The sequence below is a fragment of the Anaerostipes sp. genome, from assembly GCF_018381315.1.
GTDB lineage: Bacteria > Bacillota > Clostridia > Lachnospirales > Lachnospiraceae > Anaerostipes.
Window position 1 is genome coordinate 112675 of record NZ_JAGZSD010000007.1, and the last position, 16431, is coordinate 129105.

A 16431-nucleotide genomic window follows, 5' to 3' on the forward strand; every position below is an offset into this window, starting at 1 on the left:
GTATTATAATTACATACAAAAGAGAAAAAACAGCAGTCTGTAGGATATACAGACTGCTGTTTCTATTTAATTCCCAATATCTCTTCTCAATTCTTAAGTAAAGTATTTATTTTCTATCTTTCATAAACATCTGCCGCAGAACTTCTGCAAATTCTTCAATATAAGAGCCGCCCCGTTCCTTTTTCCAATATGCACAATACTTTCTTTTTATCTGTTTTCCGTTCCGGCAGACTGGAATCCGGCAGACTGGGGCTTCCGGCTGAGATGAATCCACAGAAGTGAACTCCACAGGCAGGAACCCTTTGTTGGCTGCCGCCAAAAGCCTTCCTTCATCCAGAGTATCCGCATACAAGAAATTATCAGAAACCCCCAGTTCATTTACATAATACTCCTTTTCCCTGTCCTGTTCTCCTTCTGAGGCGATCAGGATACACGGTATTTTCCGCAGGTCTTCCATGGTAACATATGTTAAAGCACTCAGAGCACTTTTTTCTGATATCTCAATAAAACAGCTGCTTGTAACCAGCCCGAGGCTTTCGTAATCCTCAGAAACTGTCCTTCTATGATCATTCAGGATCAAGTCAGCTCCGTCAAAGCGCAGCATTTCATATAATTCCTCATGACTGCCCGTGGCGATTTCTAATGTAAGCTCCGGATATTTCCCGGAAAAAGCTGCTGCTGCCTGACGGAATTCCATACCCCCGTAACATGAAAGATATCCGATCTTCAGATGTTCCTCTTTATGGCTGCCGATCCGTACTGTTTCTCTTTTCAGCCGTTCTGCCTCATCCAGCAATACCAGCCCATGCCGGTAAAAATAATCTCCGGCGGGAGTCAGCGAAAATTTTCTGTTCTTCCTCTTTATCAGCTCAACACCCAGACTTTCCTCCAAAGCACGAATCTGCTGAGATATGGCAGACTGGGATATCGAGCATCTCTCTGCTGCTTCCGTAAAACTTCCGCATTTTATGACCTCTGTAAAATACTTTAATTGTTTGAATAACAAGAAAACCTCCTCCCGCTGCTGATGACACTTCTGCAGACCCTTAGTTTCTTTTGTCCAGAATATCCTCAAGGATCTTCACCGCATCCTCTATACATCCACGGCAGCTTCTGAGCATTGTACCTGTTGTCATTCCTTTTAATTCTCTGCATACCACACTCTGATTCTTTATCCTGAAACGTCTTGCCAGCTCTCTCGTCAGCTGATAGGTCGCTCCTTTGGAGTCCGGTTTGCTGAGATTTCCTGTACTGTTCAGCCTTCCCAAGACTAAAACCGCACCGGAGACCGCACCGCAGGTTCCTTCCATTCCTCCCATTCCGAGGCCGAACCCTTCCGCAAGTTCAAACACGGTCTGTTCATCAATGCCCATCTCCTCAGAGTAACAGCAGGCAACTGCCTGGGCACAGTTGTATCCTTTCTTATGCCTTTCAATTGCTTCTTCTCTTTTGCTCATCACGATTCCTCCTCTGTCTGCTGATCCTTTCCTAATTAAAACATATTCATCCTTTAAATACAACTGGTGTGATTTTTCCTGTGTATCTATTGACAACTGTATATATTCCGTATATACTGTATATATACAGTTAGGAGGTGCCTTGTGAATATTATTATAAGCAATCAAAGTGACTTGCCCATATATGAACAGATTGCAGAAAGCTTCAAAGAAAAAATCCTGTCCGGCGAACTTTCGGGCGGGGAACTGCTTCCATCGATTCGTTCTCTTGCCAAAGACTTAAGGATCAGTGTCATTACTACCAAGCGTGCCTATGAAGAGCTGGAAAAAGAAGGATTTATAGAGACCATCCCCGGAAAAGGCTGCTTTGTGAAAACAAAAAGTACAGAACTGCTCCGAGAGGAAGTTTTAAGAAAGGTGGAGGAACACCTTATGAACGCCGTACATATTGCGGCATCTTACGGAATTGATCAGGAAGAATTAACTGAGATTCTTTCATATCTATACGAGGAGGGCGGACGCCATGAAAAATAATATAGAAATCAGACAGATGACCAAGACGTATCCGAATTTCCGGCTGAATCATGTGGATCTGGCTGTCCCTAAAGGTTCCATAGTAGGTCTGATCGGAGAAAACGGAGCCGGAAAAACAACGCTGATTAAAGGAATGCTGGGAATTCTCCATCCCGAGGAAGGTGAGGTTTTGATCTTCGGAAAAGATACGCATTCCTGTATGAAGGAGATCAAAGAAGACATCGGTGTTGTACTGGATGACAGTTTTTTTATGGAACTTTTAAAGGTTCAGTCTGTCGATGTCATCATGAAAGGAATATATAAACAGTGGGACACCTCCTTTTTTTACAGCTGCCTGGACCGTTTCGGCATTGACCCGTCCAAAAAAATCAAAGAGCTGTCCAAGGGGATGAGAAAAAAACTGGAGATCATCACAGCTCTCGCCCACCATCCAAAGCTTTTGATTCTGGATGAACCTACCAGCGGCCTGGACCCCATTGTCAGAAATGAAATCTTAGACATCTTTCAGGACTTCATTGTAGATGAGGAATGCAGCATTCTGCTCTCTACCCATATCACCAGCGACCTGGAGCACATAGCAGATTATCTGGCCTTTATTGACAATGGAACTATGCTGTTTTTTAAAACAAGAGATGAGATCCTTGACAGCTACGGAATCTTAAAGTGTGATGAAAAACAATTCAGCATGCTTGATCCTTCTGATGTTCTCCGTTACCGAAAAAACCGCTATCATTACGAGGTACTGGTAGAAGACCGGCATAAGATCCGCCGTCTTTTCCAGAATTCAGTGATCGACAAAATAACAATTGAGGATCTGATGCTTTTATATATCAAGGGGGAAAAATTATGAAAGGATTATTAAGAAAAGAAATACTTTTGCTGCAGTCCTATGTTAAAAATCTGACGCTGGTTGTCATCATGTTCACGGTTATATCTTTCATTAATGAAAGCTATGCTTTCCTTGCCTCTGCACTGCCCTGTATGTTTTCCATTCTCTGTTTTTCTCTCATCAGCTATGATGATTACTATCACTGGGATGCCTACTCTCTGACCCTTCCTATAGAACCCAGAGACTGTGTACGGTGCAAGTTTATAATCTCTTCAGCCCTTTTGGCACTGGGCACTGCTTTAGGCATAATTTTATCTTTGGTTATTGTCATGGTGAAACAGGTGCCAATCGTTTATGAAGAAATTTTTTATACAGCTTATGCCGGTATTTGTATAGGACTCCTTTTAATGTCCCTTATGTATCCGATTGCTTACCGGTTCGGAACAGAAAAAGGGCGGTTTGTGATGTTCGGAGTATTTGCTTCCATCTCCGTAGTGATTGTGGCTCTGGGAAAGGCTGTTTTATCCTTGGGTCTGCCTGTAAAATCCATTCTGGAGTTTTTTGAAGGCGGCGGAAAATTCCTTCCTGTCCCCATTGTACTGCTCCTTGCATTTATATCCTACCGCATCTCATGCAGCATATTTTTAAAAAAAGAATACTAAAAAAGAAGGCCATATGGCCTTCTTTTAGTTTACAGCTTTTCTAAGATCTGTGTTGCGTCTACGGGAATCTTGAAATTCAGCCGAAGGGATAAAACCTTCATTGACGCATAGGGACTATCCTTATAAAATGTCAGACTGCCCATCTTTCTCATGCTGCCGGGCTTTTTTTGATTGAGCTTCTGGGTTCCTGCCTGATACAGATCACAGCGGTATGATGTCTTTGTGCCCTCCGGAACAGACTCCACCGCTTTCCACTGCTCTATTTTTAAATCTTCGATCAATCTGCGTATCTCATCTTTGTTTCTTACAGACGCAGACGTTCTCTTATCTTCAAGAGATATAACCTGAATCTTCTGTGCTTTGCTGACTTCATTGAAATAGTTCTGCTGATTGCCTGATTCTTTCTGCTGTGTCTCCTGCCTGACAGAACATCCGGAAAATACACCGGCTGCAAGCAGAATCAAAAAAGCCACAAGGAACGATTTTTTCATCTCCATACCTCCTTCCATCATTGTACTATTGCTATAACACAATGATACTATAATTGTATAGAAATGTCAATCAATTTACCTGCGGACACTGATGCCCCTGCCGTCCAGATATTCTTTTAAGTCCGTGATCTCCAATTCTTTAAAATGAAACAGGGAAGCCGCCAGCGCCGCATCTGCCTTTCCTTCTGTGAGAGTATCATAGAAATGTTCTTTTGTCCCGGCTCCTCCTGATGCAATCACAGGGATATCCACAGATTCTGCTATAGCCCTGGTCAATTCGTTGTCATATCCCGCCTTTGTGCCGTCACAGTCCATGCTGGTCAGGAGAATTTCCCCGGCTCCGCGCCGTTGGGCCTCCCTGGCCCATGAAACCGCATCCAGTCCAACATCAATCCTTCCGCCGTTTTTATAAACATTCCAACCGGAACCATCCTCCCGGCGTTTTGCGTCAATGGCCACAACTACACATTGGCTTCCGAATTTATCTGCCGCACTGCTGATCAGATCAGGTGTATTGATGGCTGAAGAATTGATAGAAATCTTGTCCGCGCCTTCTCTTAAGATAGCCCTGAAATCTTCCACGGTACGGATACCTCCGCCTACAGTAAACGGAATAAATACAGTCTCAGCTACTTTCCTTACCATGTCCACCATAATATTTCTCGCATCGGAGGACGCAGTGATATCTAAAAATACCAGTTCATCAGCTCCTGCCTTGTCATATGCTGCTCCAATGGCCACCGGATCTCCCGCATCGATCAGATTTACAAAGTTAACCCCTTTCACCACACGGCCGTTATGTACATCCAGACATGGAATAATTCGTTTTGTATGCATATGCTTCTCCTCCTACAGTGAAATAAAGTTCTTTAAAATCTGAAGTCCTACCGTGCTGCTTTTCTCAGGATGAAACTGGCATGCAAACACATTTCCTTTTTCCACAGAGGCATGGATAACCTCTGAATACTCTGTTTTTGCTGCCACTATATCCGGATCTGAAGCCTTCAGATAATAGGAGTGTACAAAATATACATACGAATTGTCCGGCACTCCGGCAAACAGCTTTGCCCCTTCCTTAATGGACAGATTATTCCAGCCCATATGCGGGATCTTAAGGCCGTCCTTCTTAGGAATCTTTAAAATCTCACCCTTCAAAAGGCCCAGCCCTTTCACTCCCGGTGCTTCTTCGCTCTTTTCAAACATAATCTGCTGCCCAAGACAGATTCCAAGAAACGGTATCCCTTGTTCCACGACCTGATAAATCGTCTCCTCAAGCCCATACTGGCGGATCTTTTTCATAGCATCCCCAAAAGCTCCCACTCCCGGAAGAATCACATGACTGCTGTTTAAAATCTGTTCCTTGTCCCTCGTGATGGCTGCTTCTTCACCCAGAAACTGTACAGCTTTTTCCACACTTCTGATATTTCCCGCATCGTAATCAATAATTGCTACCATATCCTACCTCTCAATTCCCAGAAACTCTCTGCTGTCCATCTTTACTGCCTCTGCTTTTCCTTTCAGTTCTTCTCCTGTCTGGTACAGAGTCCGGCTGACCCTCACCATATACGCCTTTTCATTATAATAAGCCATCTTTTCAAACGGCCAGCGGAATAAGCCCGGCACTTTAAACCCTTCTCCAAGCTCAAGAATAAAAAGCTTTTTGTTCAATGTGTTCTGCAGCCATTTTGTATAGGCTGCCCATCCGTTCAGGTAAGCTCCTTCAATATAAGTGCTTTTTGTATCCTCCGTCCGGATATTAAATACCAGAGGTTCCCCGCACTTTGGACATTCCAGATGTTCGATCTCCCCGGTAGTTTCATAGTGGCGGATCAGATCCCCAAGCCCTGGTCCGGCCGGATATAATTGCTCACTGCAGGGCACTTTGCACTGAAAAAAGTCTCCGCTGCCGCATGGAGCCACCAGACGCCCCTTGTCCAGATCTGAATGAAAAATAAGTCCGTCATCATTGCTGGTGATCACAAAGTAATTCTTTTGTTCAAGTACCTCTTCCAAAGCTTTAAAATAGGGAACCTTGGAAAGATTCAGCAGATGAAACCGCTCATATACCTGTTTCATCCAGCTGACGTTTTCATCCGCAGCATCCATCTCCAAAAGTTTTTGATAGTGCCCGTTCGTGATCTCTTTTTTAAAATCCATCAGTTTATGTGCAGACAGTTCCGGTCCGATACCTACCAAAACCAAATCCGCATCCTGTATCCTGCTAACATAATCTTTTATCATATGCCGCTCCTTTGCTTCCATGTAAAATAAATCCTGACGCGCAAAACGCGCTTACCCGGAGGATATAAGATACAGCATGCCCCGCGGGTATGCACTATTTTATCACATATTCAGGCATTTGCACAATCCACATCAAAGTAAAATTCTACTCCGCCCTCCACATTGGAAACCCCGTATTCTTTGCCGTGGGCCTTCATGGTGGCTGCGACTATGGAAAGCCCGATGCCGCTGCCCCCGTATTCCCTGGTCCTTGCTTTATCTACTTTATAAAATTTCACCCAGAGTTTTTCCAGATCCTCATCCGGTATATGATTCCCTGAGTTAAAAACAGTCACCCGCAGATCCTGCCCCATCTTCCGAAATGTTATGGCAATCTTTCCGTTTTTGAATACATGATTTCTGGCATTGCTCAGATAATTTCCAAACACTTCTTCTATCATAAACTCGTCTGCCCATACATAGGTCGGAGGTTCATGGAATTCCACCGTTATATTTTCTTTCTCAAAGAATATCGTATTGGCAGACAGCATATTCTGCACCAGTTCCTGAATGTTAAACCGTTCCATGCTGACCTGGTGATTCCCGAATTCTATCTGATTCAGCGTCAGAAGCTTCTGCACCATCCGGTTCATCTTTTGGGCTTCATCTGCGATCACCTCACAGTAAAACTCCCGGCTCTCTTCATCTGCGGAGACATTGTCTTTCAGTCCCTCTGCATATCCCTGGATCAGGGCGATTGGTGTTTTCAGCTCATGGGAAACATGGGATAAGAATTCCGTCCTCATTTCATCGATCTGCACCTTCTGCTCTATATCCTGTCTCAGCTCATTGTTGGCAGTTTTCAGTTCCGAGATCGTATACTCCAATTTAGAAGAAAGTTCATTTAAACTCTCTCCAAGATGCCCCAGCTCGTCTTCCCCACAGTCCATTACCTTTACATCAAAATCCAGATTGCTCATCCGGTTGGCGGCGGCGGCCATCTCCTCAATGGGCCTGGTAAACTGCTTGCTGTAAATATACATGGCAATCCCTCCTGCCACGATCAGGATGGCGCCTACATAAGCAGTAAATCTTCCGGACAGTACCGCGCTGGTCTGAATGCTCTCCATCGGAGTGTTGATTACAACCGCATAACCATTGTCAAAATAGCCCAAAAGATTGATGCTGGTTCCCGTTGATTCCTTGTCAGACCCGGATACCACGGCATAACCGTCCTCACTGATCTGTTTTTTTATCTTCCTCATATCCTCCAGAGTACTGATCATATCATTATACATCAGTCCCTGCTTGCCTTCAGAAGAGTATATGATCTGTCCATTCGCATTATTGACGATGAGCATCCGGTAATTGTATTCTCTTACAATTTTAGAAATCTTATAGGTGTTGTTGCGTGTGCCCCTTGCATTAAACAGACTGTTGATGGAGTCATACACGTGGGTAATATTCTTTTTTTCCTTAAACACATAGTACGGTTCAATCATCAGGATATTAATGCCAATGGACAAAAGGATCGTGGATGCCATAATTACGATCAGCACCAAAGTCATTTTTACCTTGATTGATTGATTCTTCAGTATTTTTTCTTTCACTTATTCCTGCACCTCAAACTTATATCCCATGCCCCAGATCGTATGAATATAAGAGCCCTTGCTTCCCATCTTATTTCTGAGTTTTTTTACATGGGTATCAATTGTCCTGGCATCCCCAAAGTAATCATAGTTCCACACCTGATTCAGAATATTTTCCCTGGTAAGGGCTCTGCCCTCGTTTTTCATAAAATAGGACAGAAGCTCAAATTCTTTAAAACTTAAATCTATGCTTTTCCCATCAATGGTGACCATGTGGGCTGCTTCGTCTAAAATGATGCCTCCGGCCTTTAATACCTCTCCGGCCTGCTGCTTCGTCCTTCTTAAAATTGCCTCGATTCTGGCCACTAAAATTTTGGGACTGAACGGCTTGGAAATATATTCATCTACTCCAAGATCAAATCCCTGCAGTTCGTCATTTTCCTGATCCTTGGCTGTCAGCATAATGATCGGCACTTCAGACACTTTGCGGATCTCCCTGACAACCTCCCAGCCGTCCATCTTGGGCATCATCACATCCAGTACAATCAGATCAATTCCTTTTGTGGAAAAAAACACATCCACTGCCTCTTCTCCGTCCGCAGCCTCCAAAACCTGATATCCGCCCCGGTTCAGGAAATCCTTTACCAGCTTGCGCATCCTGCTCTCATCATCTACTACTAATATTTTTAAATCATTCATCAGTGATCCTCCTGCGATTTTATTCCAGATTCGGATATTTTCTAATCTATAGTGTACCACAGGTTTATGATAAAATTGTGAAAAAAAAGACATCAGCATGCAAAATGCTGATGTCTTTCACTTTTATATGATCTATTCTGCCTCAGATATACCTGCCGCTGCTTCCTGGCGGTCAGACACAGCCTTCATTTTCTGCAGTCCAAAGATAATGACTCCTCCTATGACAAAGAACAGGATACTGAAATTGCCTGCTGTCATAGCCTGTTTGGGCACTTCCAGGGTGGTTGGTCCCATGACAATCGCATAAAGAGAACCGATCATCATACCGATAATAAAATATACCATCTGGGATCGGAATTTCTCAAGACAGGTACGGATCAATTTTACAACCGACGCAATACCGCAGAGAATACCACAGCCAAAAATCAGAATTACAGGAAAGTACGCCGTGTTAAAATGCATGGCTTCTTTCACTGCTGAAATAACCGGTACATACAATCCAAAGATCAAAAGCATTGTAGATCCTGATATGCCGGGCAGAACCATAGCGGATATAGCAACCATAGCCACCAAAAAGATATAGATGCCGAGTCCTAAGTTCAGATGCTCCACACTCACATTCATTCCTTTGCCGGAGGCAGGATTAAAATAAGTAATGGCTGCAACCATGGCAACTCCCATCAATGCAAATACAGCGTTCTTGTATCTTCCTTTTAAGCAGTCTTTCTCTTCAGCCCAGATAATCGGTATGGCGAAGATTATTAGTCCTAAAAATAAGGAACTGATTTCATAAATCCTGTCGCTGAAGATACTGGCCAGCACAGAAACTGCCGCTCCAAAACCTACGACCCATCCGATGCCTATGCGAAGCAAAAACTTTACTGCTTCTATCTTTTTTTCCTTATTTCCTGTAATTAAATCGTCTAGGGATGAAATAAAACGGTCATAAAAACCGAGCAGAAAAGCAACTGTCCCGCCGGAAACTCCCGGCACACTGTCAGCCAGTGCCATACAAAATCCCCGAATAAAATTCAGCATAATAACTCCTTTGTCTTAAAAACACTTACAAATATTGGTTTTGTTCCAATACAACTTTTTGTATTATATCATACATTATGTAAAATAAAAAGCAAGAAAACCTTAAGGATTTATGAAACTATGTCCTTCTTCCGGCATTTATGGTAATATATTATGGTGTAGGGGTTACAGATATTTTAACCCTGGAATCACATTTTCCCTCATTATTACAATTACAAAATTACGAACATCAAGGAGGTTCTATCATGATAAAGTTAATTTCATCAGATATGGACGGGACGCTTCTGGACAGCTACCGCAAGATCACCCAGGTCAATATTGAAGCCATCCGAACACTGCAGGATAACGGTGTTGAATTTATCATCAATACCGGCCGGGAATATCAAAATGTGACCGGAATTTTAGAAGATGCGGGACTTCAGTGCGACATGATCTGCAGCAACGGTTCCTGCGGTTATGATAAAGAAGGAAACCTGCTGTTTGAACATTCTATCCCACAGGAGACAGTAAAACAAATCTTTGAGACATTTCACCGGTTTGATCTTGTGCCCACTCCGTTTTCTCAGATGGGCCGCATTTCCCTGCTGTCCAAAGAAGAATTGGAGCAGTATACAAAGGATGTCATGATCCCTGCTATGCAGATCAACCATCCAGACTTTGTATATACAGACAAAGATTTTGAAGAACTGGTAAGCCAGGTTACCTATGTGGACGGAGAAGACGGGCTGTTTGACAGTGAACACCGGGTTCTTAAAGTCATTTCCCAGTCCACAGATCCGGATGCGCTGATCAGGCTCCGTGCCGAGCTGGAAAAGATCCCGGGTCTTGCCGTGGTTTCTACCGTACCTACGGATATTGAGATTACATCTATAGATGCTCAGAAGGGCATCGGCCTGATGGACTACGCAGAAAGAAAGGGTATTGTCCCAGATGAGATCGTAGCCATCGGTGACAGCGAAAATGATTATTCTATGCTCTCTATCCCCGGAATCCACTCTGTAGCTATGGCAAATGCCACAGAGGCGATCAAGGATATCTGTGTATACCAGACCCGGGCCAACACAAAAGACGGCATTGCCTATATTATCCGCTGCATTCTCACTGACCGGGATAATTTTAAACTTACATAAAAGAAAGGGCTGTGATTTTCACTATAGAAATCACAGTCCTTTTTGTCTATTTGTTTTTTATCCGTTTTTTCAGTTCATCAAGAGCATCTTTGTATCTATTGGAATCAAAAGCCGGAAAAGCTTTCAGAAGCCTTGTGCTGGTCTGGCTCTTTTTCCCTGCAATTTCCTGATAACGGTCTTTCAGTTCCTGCATTCTCTGTTCAAGCTCTCCGCCCAGATTCTCTTTCCTGTCCTTCAGTTCTGCCTGGACAGCATCTTTTCTTTCCTTCAGTTCCTGCCCTGCTTCATCCAGCTTTTTCTTCGTCTCTTCCTGTTTTACCATTGCTGTCATGACACCCTGATAGATATTCTCCCCAAGCTGATCTGAAATATTGTGAAGTTCATCTGCCAGCTCACTCATTTTCCGCAGCCGCTGATTCATCTTAAAGATGCCCGATGCTGTTACCCAGACATCTGCAGCCATGCCGATTAATAAAACAATGAGCAGCACACTGCCCAGCAGCATAGGAATTAAACCTGCCAGCCTGATAATCAGCGGATGTATAATATACACAATGAGCATGCAGGCCGCTCCCCAAATCAGAGAAAAGGGTAGACAAATATATCCGTTTAGATTAAACGGCTGTTCAGAATAGTCCCACCATCTGCTGTGAAAGATCTTTTCCAGAGCAAAGCCTGTGACCCACTCAATGGCTGAGACAGCAATCACTGAACCGATGTACATAAAAAAGACATTAGACTTATAAGGCATCAGCAAAGACACCACAAATCCTACGCCAAACCCGTAAACAGGACATATCGGTCCGTTCAGGAACCCTCTGTTTACAAATTTTTTCTCTTTAAACGCAGCAAATGCAACTTCGCTGCACCACCCGAGAAATCCGTAAATAAAAAAATAGAACAAAAGATAATATAGACTCATCACAATTTAAGCTCCAATTCTCACTATAAGATCGTTGCACCGCCTGCCACATAATCTCCGTCATAAAATACAACAGCCTGCCCGGGAGTCACAGCTCTCTGCGGCTCATCAAAGCGGACCTGGATCTTATCTTCCCCTGTCATCTGTACCGTGCATGGGGCTCCCCTGTGGTTATAGCGTACCTTGGCGAGCAATCGCATTCCGTTTTCCACGGCGGCTATGGACATCAGGTTCACCTGATCTCCGTACAGGGTATCTGTCATCAGATCATCATTACTGCCGATCACAACTTCATTCTTTTCTTTGTCAATCTTCACCACATACCCCGGTTGCTTCAGGGATAGTCCCAGTCCTCTTCTCTGTCCCACAGTATAGGAGACGATTCCTTTATGGACACCAAGAATATTTCCTTCCATATCCACAAAATTGCCCGGACGGATCTTCTTTCCTGTCTCCTGCTCAATGAAATCTCCGTAGTCACCGTCTACAAAACAGATGTCCTGGCTGTCCGGCTTATGTGCCACCGGAAGATTGATCCTTTCTGCGATCTCCCGGATCTCATCTTTTGTATATTCCCCTACCGGCATCAAAGTCTTTGACAGCTGGTTCTGTGTGAGATTGTATAAGGCATAAGTCTGGTCTTTTGCAAGAGTTGCAGACCTCTTCAGCGCAAATCTTCCGTTTGCCAGCTTTTCAATCCTTGCATAATGTCCGGTCGCAATATAATCTGCCCCGATATCTAAAGACCGTTTTAAAAGCGATTCCCACTTCACATAGCGGTTGCATGCAATACAGGGATTAGGAGTCCTTCCGTCCAGATATTCATCTATAAAGTAATCAATTACATTTTCCTTAAAGTCCTGTTTAAAGTTCATGACATAGTAAGGAATATCCAGCGCTTGGGCAACTCTTCTGGCATCATCCACAGCTGACAGGCCGCAGCATCCACCGTTTTCTTCCTGAAGAGCCTGCTCCTCATCCTGCCAGATCTGCATGGTGACACCGATGACATCGTATCCCTGTTCTTTCAATAAATAGGCTGCCACGGAGGAATCCACTCCCCCCGACATACCTACAACTACTTTCTTCTTCACGGATGCCTCCTAGTATTCTTCTTCCTCTTCCTCTTCTCCGATGTCAGATTTAGGCTTTTTCAGACCTTCAATCTTAATGCCGTTTTTCTCTGCATAGTCCCAGAGTGCTGCGTGAATGGCTTCTTCTGCCAAAAGAGAACAGTGTACTTTCACCGGAGGAAGCCCGTCTAAAGCTTCCATCACCGCCTTGTTTGTAACCTCCAGTGCCTGCTGCACTGACTTGCCCTTCACCAGTTCTGTGGCCATACTGCTTGTAGCAACAGCAGCCCCGCAGCCGAATGTTTTAAATTTCACGTCCTGAATGATCTGATTGTCATCAATATCAAAATAGATACGCATAATATCGCCGCATTTTGCATTTCCAACAGTTCCTACGCCGCTGGCATCTTCAATCTCTCCTACATTTCTTGGATGTTCAAAATGATCCATAACCTTTTCACTATACATAACAGTACCTCCTGATTTTTCTTCTATCGATTCATATGTCCCGTCTGATCCTCTTAATGCTTCTTTACAAAGTCTTCATAAAGCGGAGACATCTTTCTCAGCTTATCTACGATCTCTTTCAGCTTATCCACAACAAAATCCATATCCTCTTTTGTTGTCTCTTCTCCCAGAGTCATCCGCAGAGAGCCATGGGCAATCTCATGAGGAAGCCCGATAGCCAATAGCACATGGGACGGATCCAGAGATCCGGATGTGCACGCAGATCCGCTTGAAGCACAAATACCCGCCATATCCAGCATAATTAAAAGTGATTCTCCTTCAATAAACTGAAAACTGATGTTGATATTATTCGGGAGACGGTGCTCTCTTCCCCCGTTCAGACGGCAGTACGGAATCTCTGCCAATATCTTTTTAATGGCATAATCTCTCAGCTCCTGCTCTTTGTCTGTACGCTCTTTCATAGTCTCAAAAGCAATCTCAACGGCTTTTCCAAGTCCCACAATACCTGTTACATTTTCTGTTCCCGCACGGCGTTTGCGTTCCTGGGCTCCTCCGTGGATAAAGGAACGAAGCTTCAGTCCTTTGCGGATATACATAAATCCGATGCCTTTCGGCCCGTTCAGCTTATGTCCGCTGGCGCTCAGCATATCAATGTTCAGCTCATCCACATTGATCGGAACCTGTCCGTATGCCTGTACCGCATCTGTGTGGAACAGAATCCCATGCTTTTTGGCGATTTCACCGATTTCTTTTACCGGCTGGATCGTACCGATCTCATTGTTTGCAAACATAATTGTAATCAAAATCGTATCCGGGCGGACCGCCTTTTCCAGCTGATCCAGGCGGATATACCCATTTTCATCCACATCCAGATAGGTGACCTCATATCCGTTTTTCTCCAGATACTGGCAGGTGTGAAGTACCGCATGGTGTTCAATCTTGCTTGTAATGATGTGCTTACCCTTTGACGCATAAGCTTCTGCCGTCTCCTTGATGGCCCAGTTATCTGCCTCAGATCCTCCGGCGGTAAAGTAAATATCCTGGCTCTGTGTGCCCAGAGTATCCGCAATCCGGTCACGGACTTCACTTACTGCCTTCTTTGCCTCAGATGCCGGTGAATACACACTGGACGGATTCCAGAACTTCTCCGTAAAATACGGCATCATTGCCTCTACTACTTCCGGTCTTGCCGGTGTTGTTGCTGCATGGTCTAAATATATGATCTTCTCCATAACTACTCCTATCTTTCACATTTTCTTTCTGCCGGTTTTCCCTGCTGGACAGCTTTGGCCTCATCTGCCAGCTCACTTAAATATATGGCATCCACAGTCTCTGCAATACTGTCATTAATCCTTTTCCATACAGTTTTTGTCACACAGTACCTGGAACTGCTGCATGTCTCCTCTGTATCAGTGAGCTCTGTACAGTCTACCGGTATAAGATCGCCTTCCAGTGCCCTGAGAACATCTCCCACTGAAATTTCTTCTGCACTTCTGGACAGTACATATCCTCCCTGAGCTCCCCGGATGCTTCTCACAAGTCCCGCCTTGCGAAGTCTCGAAAGCAGCTGTTCCAGGTAGCGGATGGAAATATCCTGTCTCTCTGAAATCGCGCTGACTGCGGCAGGTTCCGTTTCTGCAAACACTGCAATATCTACAATTGCGCGAAGGCCGTATCTTCCTTTTGTTGATAATTTCATCTCATCACTCCAATCCCGACCAAAATAGTCGGATATCACATTGCTATGTTATCATTTGGGGCTTCTAATGTCAACACAATCCCAATCATAACCGCGTATTTCTTGACATACAATAAAACAATAACAATGGGGGAGTTCCTATGAAAAAATCCAGCCCTTTTGTACAAGGTACATTAATTTTAACAGCCGCTAATATTTTTTCCAGATTCATTGGATTCTATAATAGAATATTTCTGGCTGGATTGATTGGTGCCCATCAAATGGGAGTCTACCAATTAATTTTTCCGATCTATCTGGTCGGATTCGCCCTCTGCTTCCACGGCTATGAAACGGCATTATCCCAGATCGTTGCCGCCCAGATGGCCAAAGGGCGCCCGGAAAACTGCAGGAAAATATTAAAAATTACTTTGGCAGTCACAATCTTCCTGTCCATTATCTGTGCCTGTTTTCTTTTTTTCTTCGCAGATGAGCTATGCATGAAATTTCTTCATGAAAAAGACTGTATCCCCTGCCTTCAGGCCGCTGTTTTTGCTATGCCGTTTGTCGGCATCAAGGCATGCATCCACAGCTACCATATCGGTCTGGGCAAGCCGGGACTTCCCTCTGTATCCCTGTGTATTGAACAGATCTCCAGAGTACTGGGCATTTACGCTGTTTCCGTAACCTTCTTTTTGAAGCTTGAAACTCCGGCGCTGATTGCAGTGCTTGGAATGGTTGCCGGAGAAATGGCATCCTGCCTGTATACGGTTATCTATCACCTGCTGAAAGTAAAACGCCAAAAGAGCAGAATGCCGGCAGCTTCGTCCAGAAAACTTCTGGGGAACCTGCTGTCCTTAAGTTTTCCCCTGACCTGCAACTCACTCTCCATCACACTGCTTCAAAGTCTGGAAAATATTTTGATTCCGCTGATGCTGACCCGGTTTTATTCCAACCAGCACTATTCTGTGGAAATCTATGGTATATTGACCGGTATGGCGATCCCTTTCATCAACTTTCCCTCCAGCATCACCAACTCTATTTCCGTGATGCTGCTGCCGAAGGTTTCAGCCGCAACTGCAGAACAGGATTACAGGACATTACATAGAGCTACAAAATATTCCCTTACTTTTTGTTTTCTTCTTGGGATTATAAGCTTCTTTTTGTTTTTTGCGCTGGGGCCTTCCATCGGAGTCATTGTATTTCACAGTGAAAAAGCAGGCATGTTTCTGCGGATGCTCTCCTTCCTCTGTCCTGTGCTGTACTTATCCGGAACACTGTCCAGCATTCTGAACGGCCTTGGAAAAACAAAAACGACTTTGTTTAACAACTCAGTCTCTTTGATGCTCAGAATTGCATTTATTGTTTTTGTAGTGCCGTATGTGGGAATCAACGGATATCTTTGGGGCCTTATGGCAAGCACTCTTTTGGTTGTCATCATGCATTACCGTAAAATTAGGCAGCGTCAATAAACACAGGGGCAGGCTTCTGTTTACAAAACAAAGTCTGTCCCTGTGTTATAGAACAAAGTGGGCGGGCCACTTCATCTCTTAGGTCCCTCACTCTTTGAGGGGCTTGTATACTTTGCGCGCCAAATGCGATTTGCCAAAGGCAAATAGATTCCTTGCGCATTTGTGCGCATCC

The 16431-nt window shown here is 44.2% G+C and carries 19 protein-coding genes; 5 read left to right on the forward strand and 14 right to left on the reverse strand.

Going from position 1 to position 16431, the window contains the following annotated elements; genetic code table 11:
• Positions 1 to 106 precede the first annotated feature (106 nt).
• Complete coding sequence (locus KH180_RS07555) at positions 107 to 1006, reverse strand: LysR family transcriptional regulator (protein ID WP_290758645.1); 900 nt, start codon at positions 1004 to 1006, stop codon at positions 107 to 109.
• 40 nt (positions 1007 to 1046) lie between these two features.
• On the reverse strand, positions 1047 to 1457 hold the full coding sequence (locus tag KH180_RS07560) for a C-GCAxxG-C-C family protein (RefSeq protein WP_290758648.1): 411 nt from the start codon (positions 1455 to 1457) through the stop codon (positions 1047 to 1049).
• Positions 1458 to 1601: 144 nt separating this feature from the next.
• Here KH180_RS07560 and KH180_RS07565 point away from each other — a divergent pair, with 144 nt between their 5' ends.
• Genes KH180_RS07565 through KH180_RS07575 form a run of 3 tightly spaced genes read left to right on the forward strand, consistent with a single transcriptional unit; the run spans position 1602 to position 3482 of the window.
• Positions 1602 to 1991: a GntR family transcriptional regulator gene (locus tag KH180_RS07565; protein ID WP_290758651.1), complete on the forward strand. Its 390-nt coding sequence runs from the start codon at positions 1602 to 1604 to the stop codon at positions 1989 to 1991.
• Entirely contained in the window at positions 1981 to 2841 is an 861-nt protein-coding gene (locus tag KH180_RS07570; protein WP_290758655.1) for an ABC transporter ATP-binding protein, read from the forward strand. The genes KH180_RS07565 and KH180_RS07570 overlap by 11 nt, the downstream gene beginning before the upstream one ends.
• Positions 2838 to 3482, forward strand: coding sequence for an ABC-2 transporter permease (locus KH180_RS07575; protein ID WP_290758658.1), 645 nt, complete (start codon positions 2838 to 2840; stop codon positions 3480 to 3482). The genes KH180_RS07570 and KH180_RS07575 overlap by 4 nt, the downstream gene beginning before the upstream one ends.
• A gap of 29 nt (positions 3483 to 3511) precedes the next feature.
• Here KH180_RS07575 and KH180_RS07580 read toward each other — a convergent pair whose 3' ends face one another.
• The 7 genes from KH180_RS07580 to KH180_RS07610 all read right to left on the reverse strand — a co-directional run bounded on the left by KH180_RS07580 (position 3512) and on the right by KH180_RS07610 (position 9519).
• On the reverse strand, positions 3512 to 3973 hold the full coding sequence (locus KH180_RS07580; RefSeq protein ID WP_290758661.1) for a hypothetical protein: 462 nt from the start codon (positions 3971 to 3973) through the stop codon (positions 3512 to 3514).
• A 75-nt stretch (positions 3974 to 4048) separates the two neighbouring features.
• Positions 4049 to 4810 (reverse strand): imidazole glycerol phosphate synthase subunit HisF, encoded by a 762-nt coding sequence (gene hisF / locus KH180_RS07585; protein ID WP_290758664.1) that lies wholly within the window; start codon positions 4808 to 4810, stop codon positions 4049 to 4051.
• Positions 4811 to 4822: 12 nt separating this feature from the next.
• A complete protein-coding gene (gene hisH / locus KH180_RS07590; protein WP_290758667.1) occupies positions 4823 to 5428 on the reverse strand; it encodes an imidazole glycerol phosphate synthase subunit HisH in 606 nt (201 codons plus the stop codon).
• 3 nt (positions 5429 to 5431) lie between these two features.
• Positions 5432 to 6214, reverse strand: coding sequence for a hypothetical protein (locus tag KH180_RS07595; RefSeq protein WP_290758669.1), 783 nt, complete (start codon positions 6212 to 6214; stop codon positions 5432 to 5434).
• 110 nt (positions 6215 to 6324) lie between these two features.
• Positions 6325 to 7803 carry a sensor histidine kinase gene (locus tag KH180_RS07600; protein ID WP_290758671.1) on the reverse strand — a complete coding sequence of 493 codons (1479 nt, stop codon included), beginning with the start codon at positions 7801 to 7803 and terminating at the stop codon, positions 6325 to 6327.
• A complete protein-coding gene (locus tag KH180_RS07605) occupies positions 7804 to 8481 on the reverse strand; it encodes a response regulator transcription factor (RefSeq protein ID WP_290758673.1) in 678 nt (225 codons plus the stop codon). It abuts the gene before it with no gap.
• Between the two features lie 132 nt (positions 8482 to 8613).
• Positions 8614 to 9519 (reverse strand): DUF368 domain-containing protein, encoded by a 906-nt coding sequence (locus tag KH180_RS07610; RefSeq protein ID WP_290758675.1) that lies wholly within the window; start codon positions 9517 to 9519, stop codon positions 8614 to 8616.
• Positions 9520 to 9764: 245 nt separating this feature from the next.
• Between KH180_RS07610 and KH180_RS07615 the strand changes: the two genes are divergently transcribed.
• Positions 9765 to 10649, forward strand: a complete 885-nt coding sequence (locus KH180_RS07615) for a Cof-type HAD-IIB family hydrolase (RefSeq protein ID WP_290758678.1) — start codon at positions 9765 to 9767, stop codon at positions 10647 to 10649.
• A 46-nt stretch (positions 10650 to 10695) separates the two neighbouring features.
• Here the strand turns inward: KH180_RS07615 and KH180_RS07620 are convergent, their stop codons facing one another.
• From KH180_RS07620 to KH180_RS07640, 5 genes are read right to left on the reverse strand one after another with little or no spacing between them, the layout of a single operon-like run.
• The gene (locus KH180_RS07620; protein ID WP_290758681.1) at positions 10696 to 11571 is read right to left on the reverse strand and encodes a putative ABC transporter permease; all 876 of its coding nucleotides are present in this window, start codon (positions 11569 to 11571) and stop codon (positions 10696 to 10698) included.
• A gap of 23 nt (positions 11572 to 11594) precedes the next feature.
• Positions 11595 to 12665: a tRNA 2-thiouridine(34) synthase MnmA gene (gene mnmA / locus KH180_RS07625; protein ID WP_290758684.1), complete on the reverse strand. Its 1071-nt coding sequence runs from the start codon at positions 12663 to 12665 to the stop codon at positions 11595 to 11597.
• Positions 12666 to 12674: 9 nt separating this feature from the next.
• Complete coding sequence (nifU, locus tag KH180_RS07630) at positions 12675 to 13112, reverse strand: Fe-S cluster assembly scaffold protein NifU (protein WP_290758686.1); 438 nt, start codon at positions 13110 to 13112, stop codon at positions 12675 to 12677.
• A gap of 53 nt (positions 13113 to 13165) precedes the next feature.
• Positions 13166 to 14344, reverse strand: coding sequence for a cysteine desulfurase NifS (gene nifS / locus KH180_RS07635; RefSeq protein ID WP_290758690.1), 1179 nt, complete (start codon positions 14342 to 14344; stop codon positions 13166 to 13168).
• Positions 14345 to 14352: 8 nt separating this feature from the next.
• Entirely contained in the window at positions 14353 to 14811 is a 459-nt protein-coding gene (locus KH180_RS07640) for an RrF2 family transcriptional regulator (protein ID WP_290758693.1), read from the reverse strand.
• Positions 14812 to 14951: 140 nt separating this feature from the next.
• Between KH180_RS07640 and KH180_RS07645 the strand changes: the two genes are divergently transcribed.
• Positions 14952 to 16259, forward strand: coding sequence for a polysaccharide biosynthesis protein (locus KH180_RS07645; RefSeq protein WP_290758694.1), 1308 nt, complete (start codon positions 14952 to 14954; stop codon positions 16257 to 16259).
• The last annotated feature ends 172 nt before the right edge of the window (positions 16260 to 16431 follow it).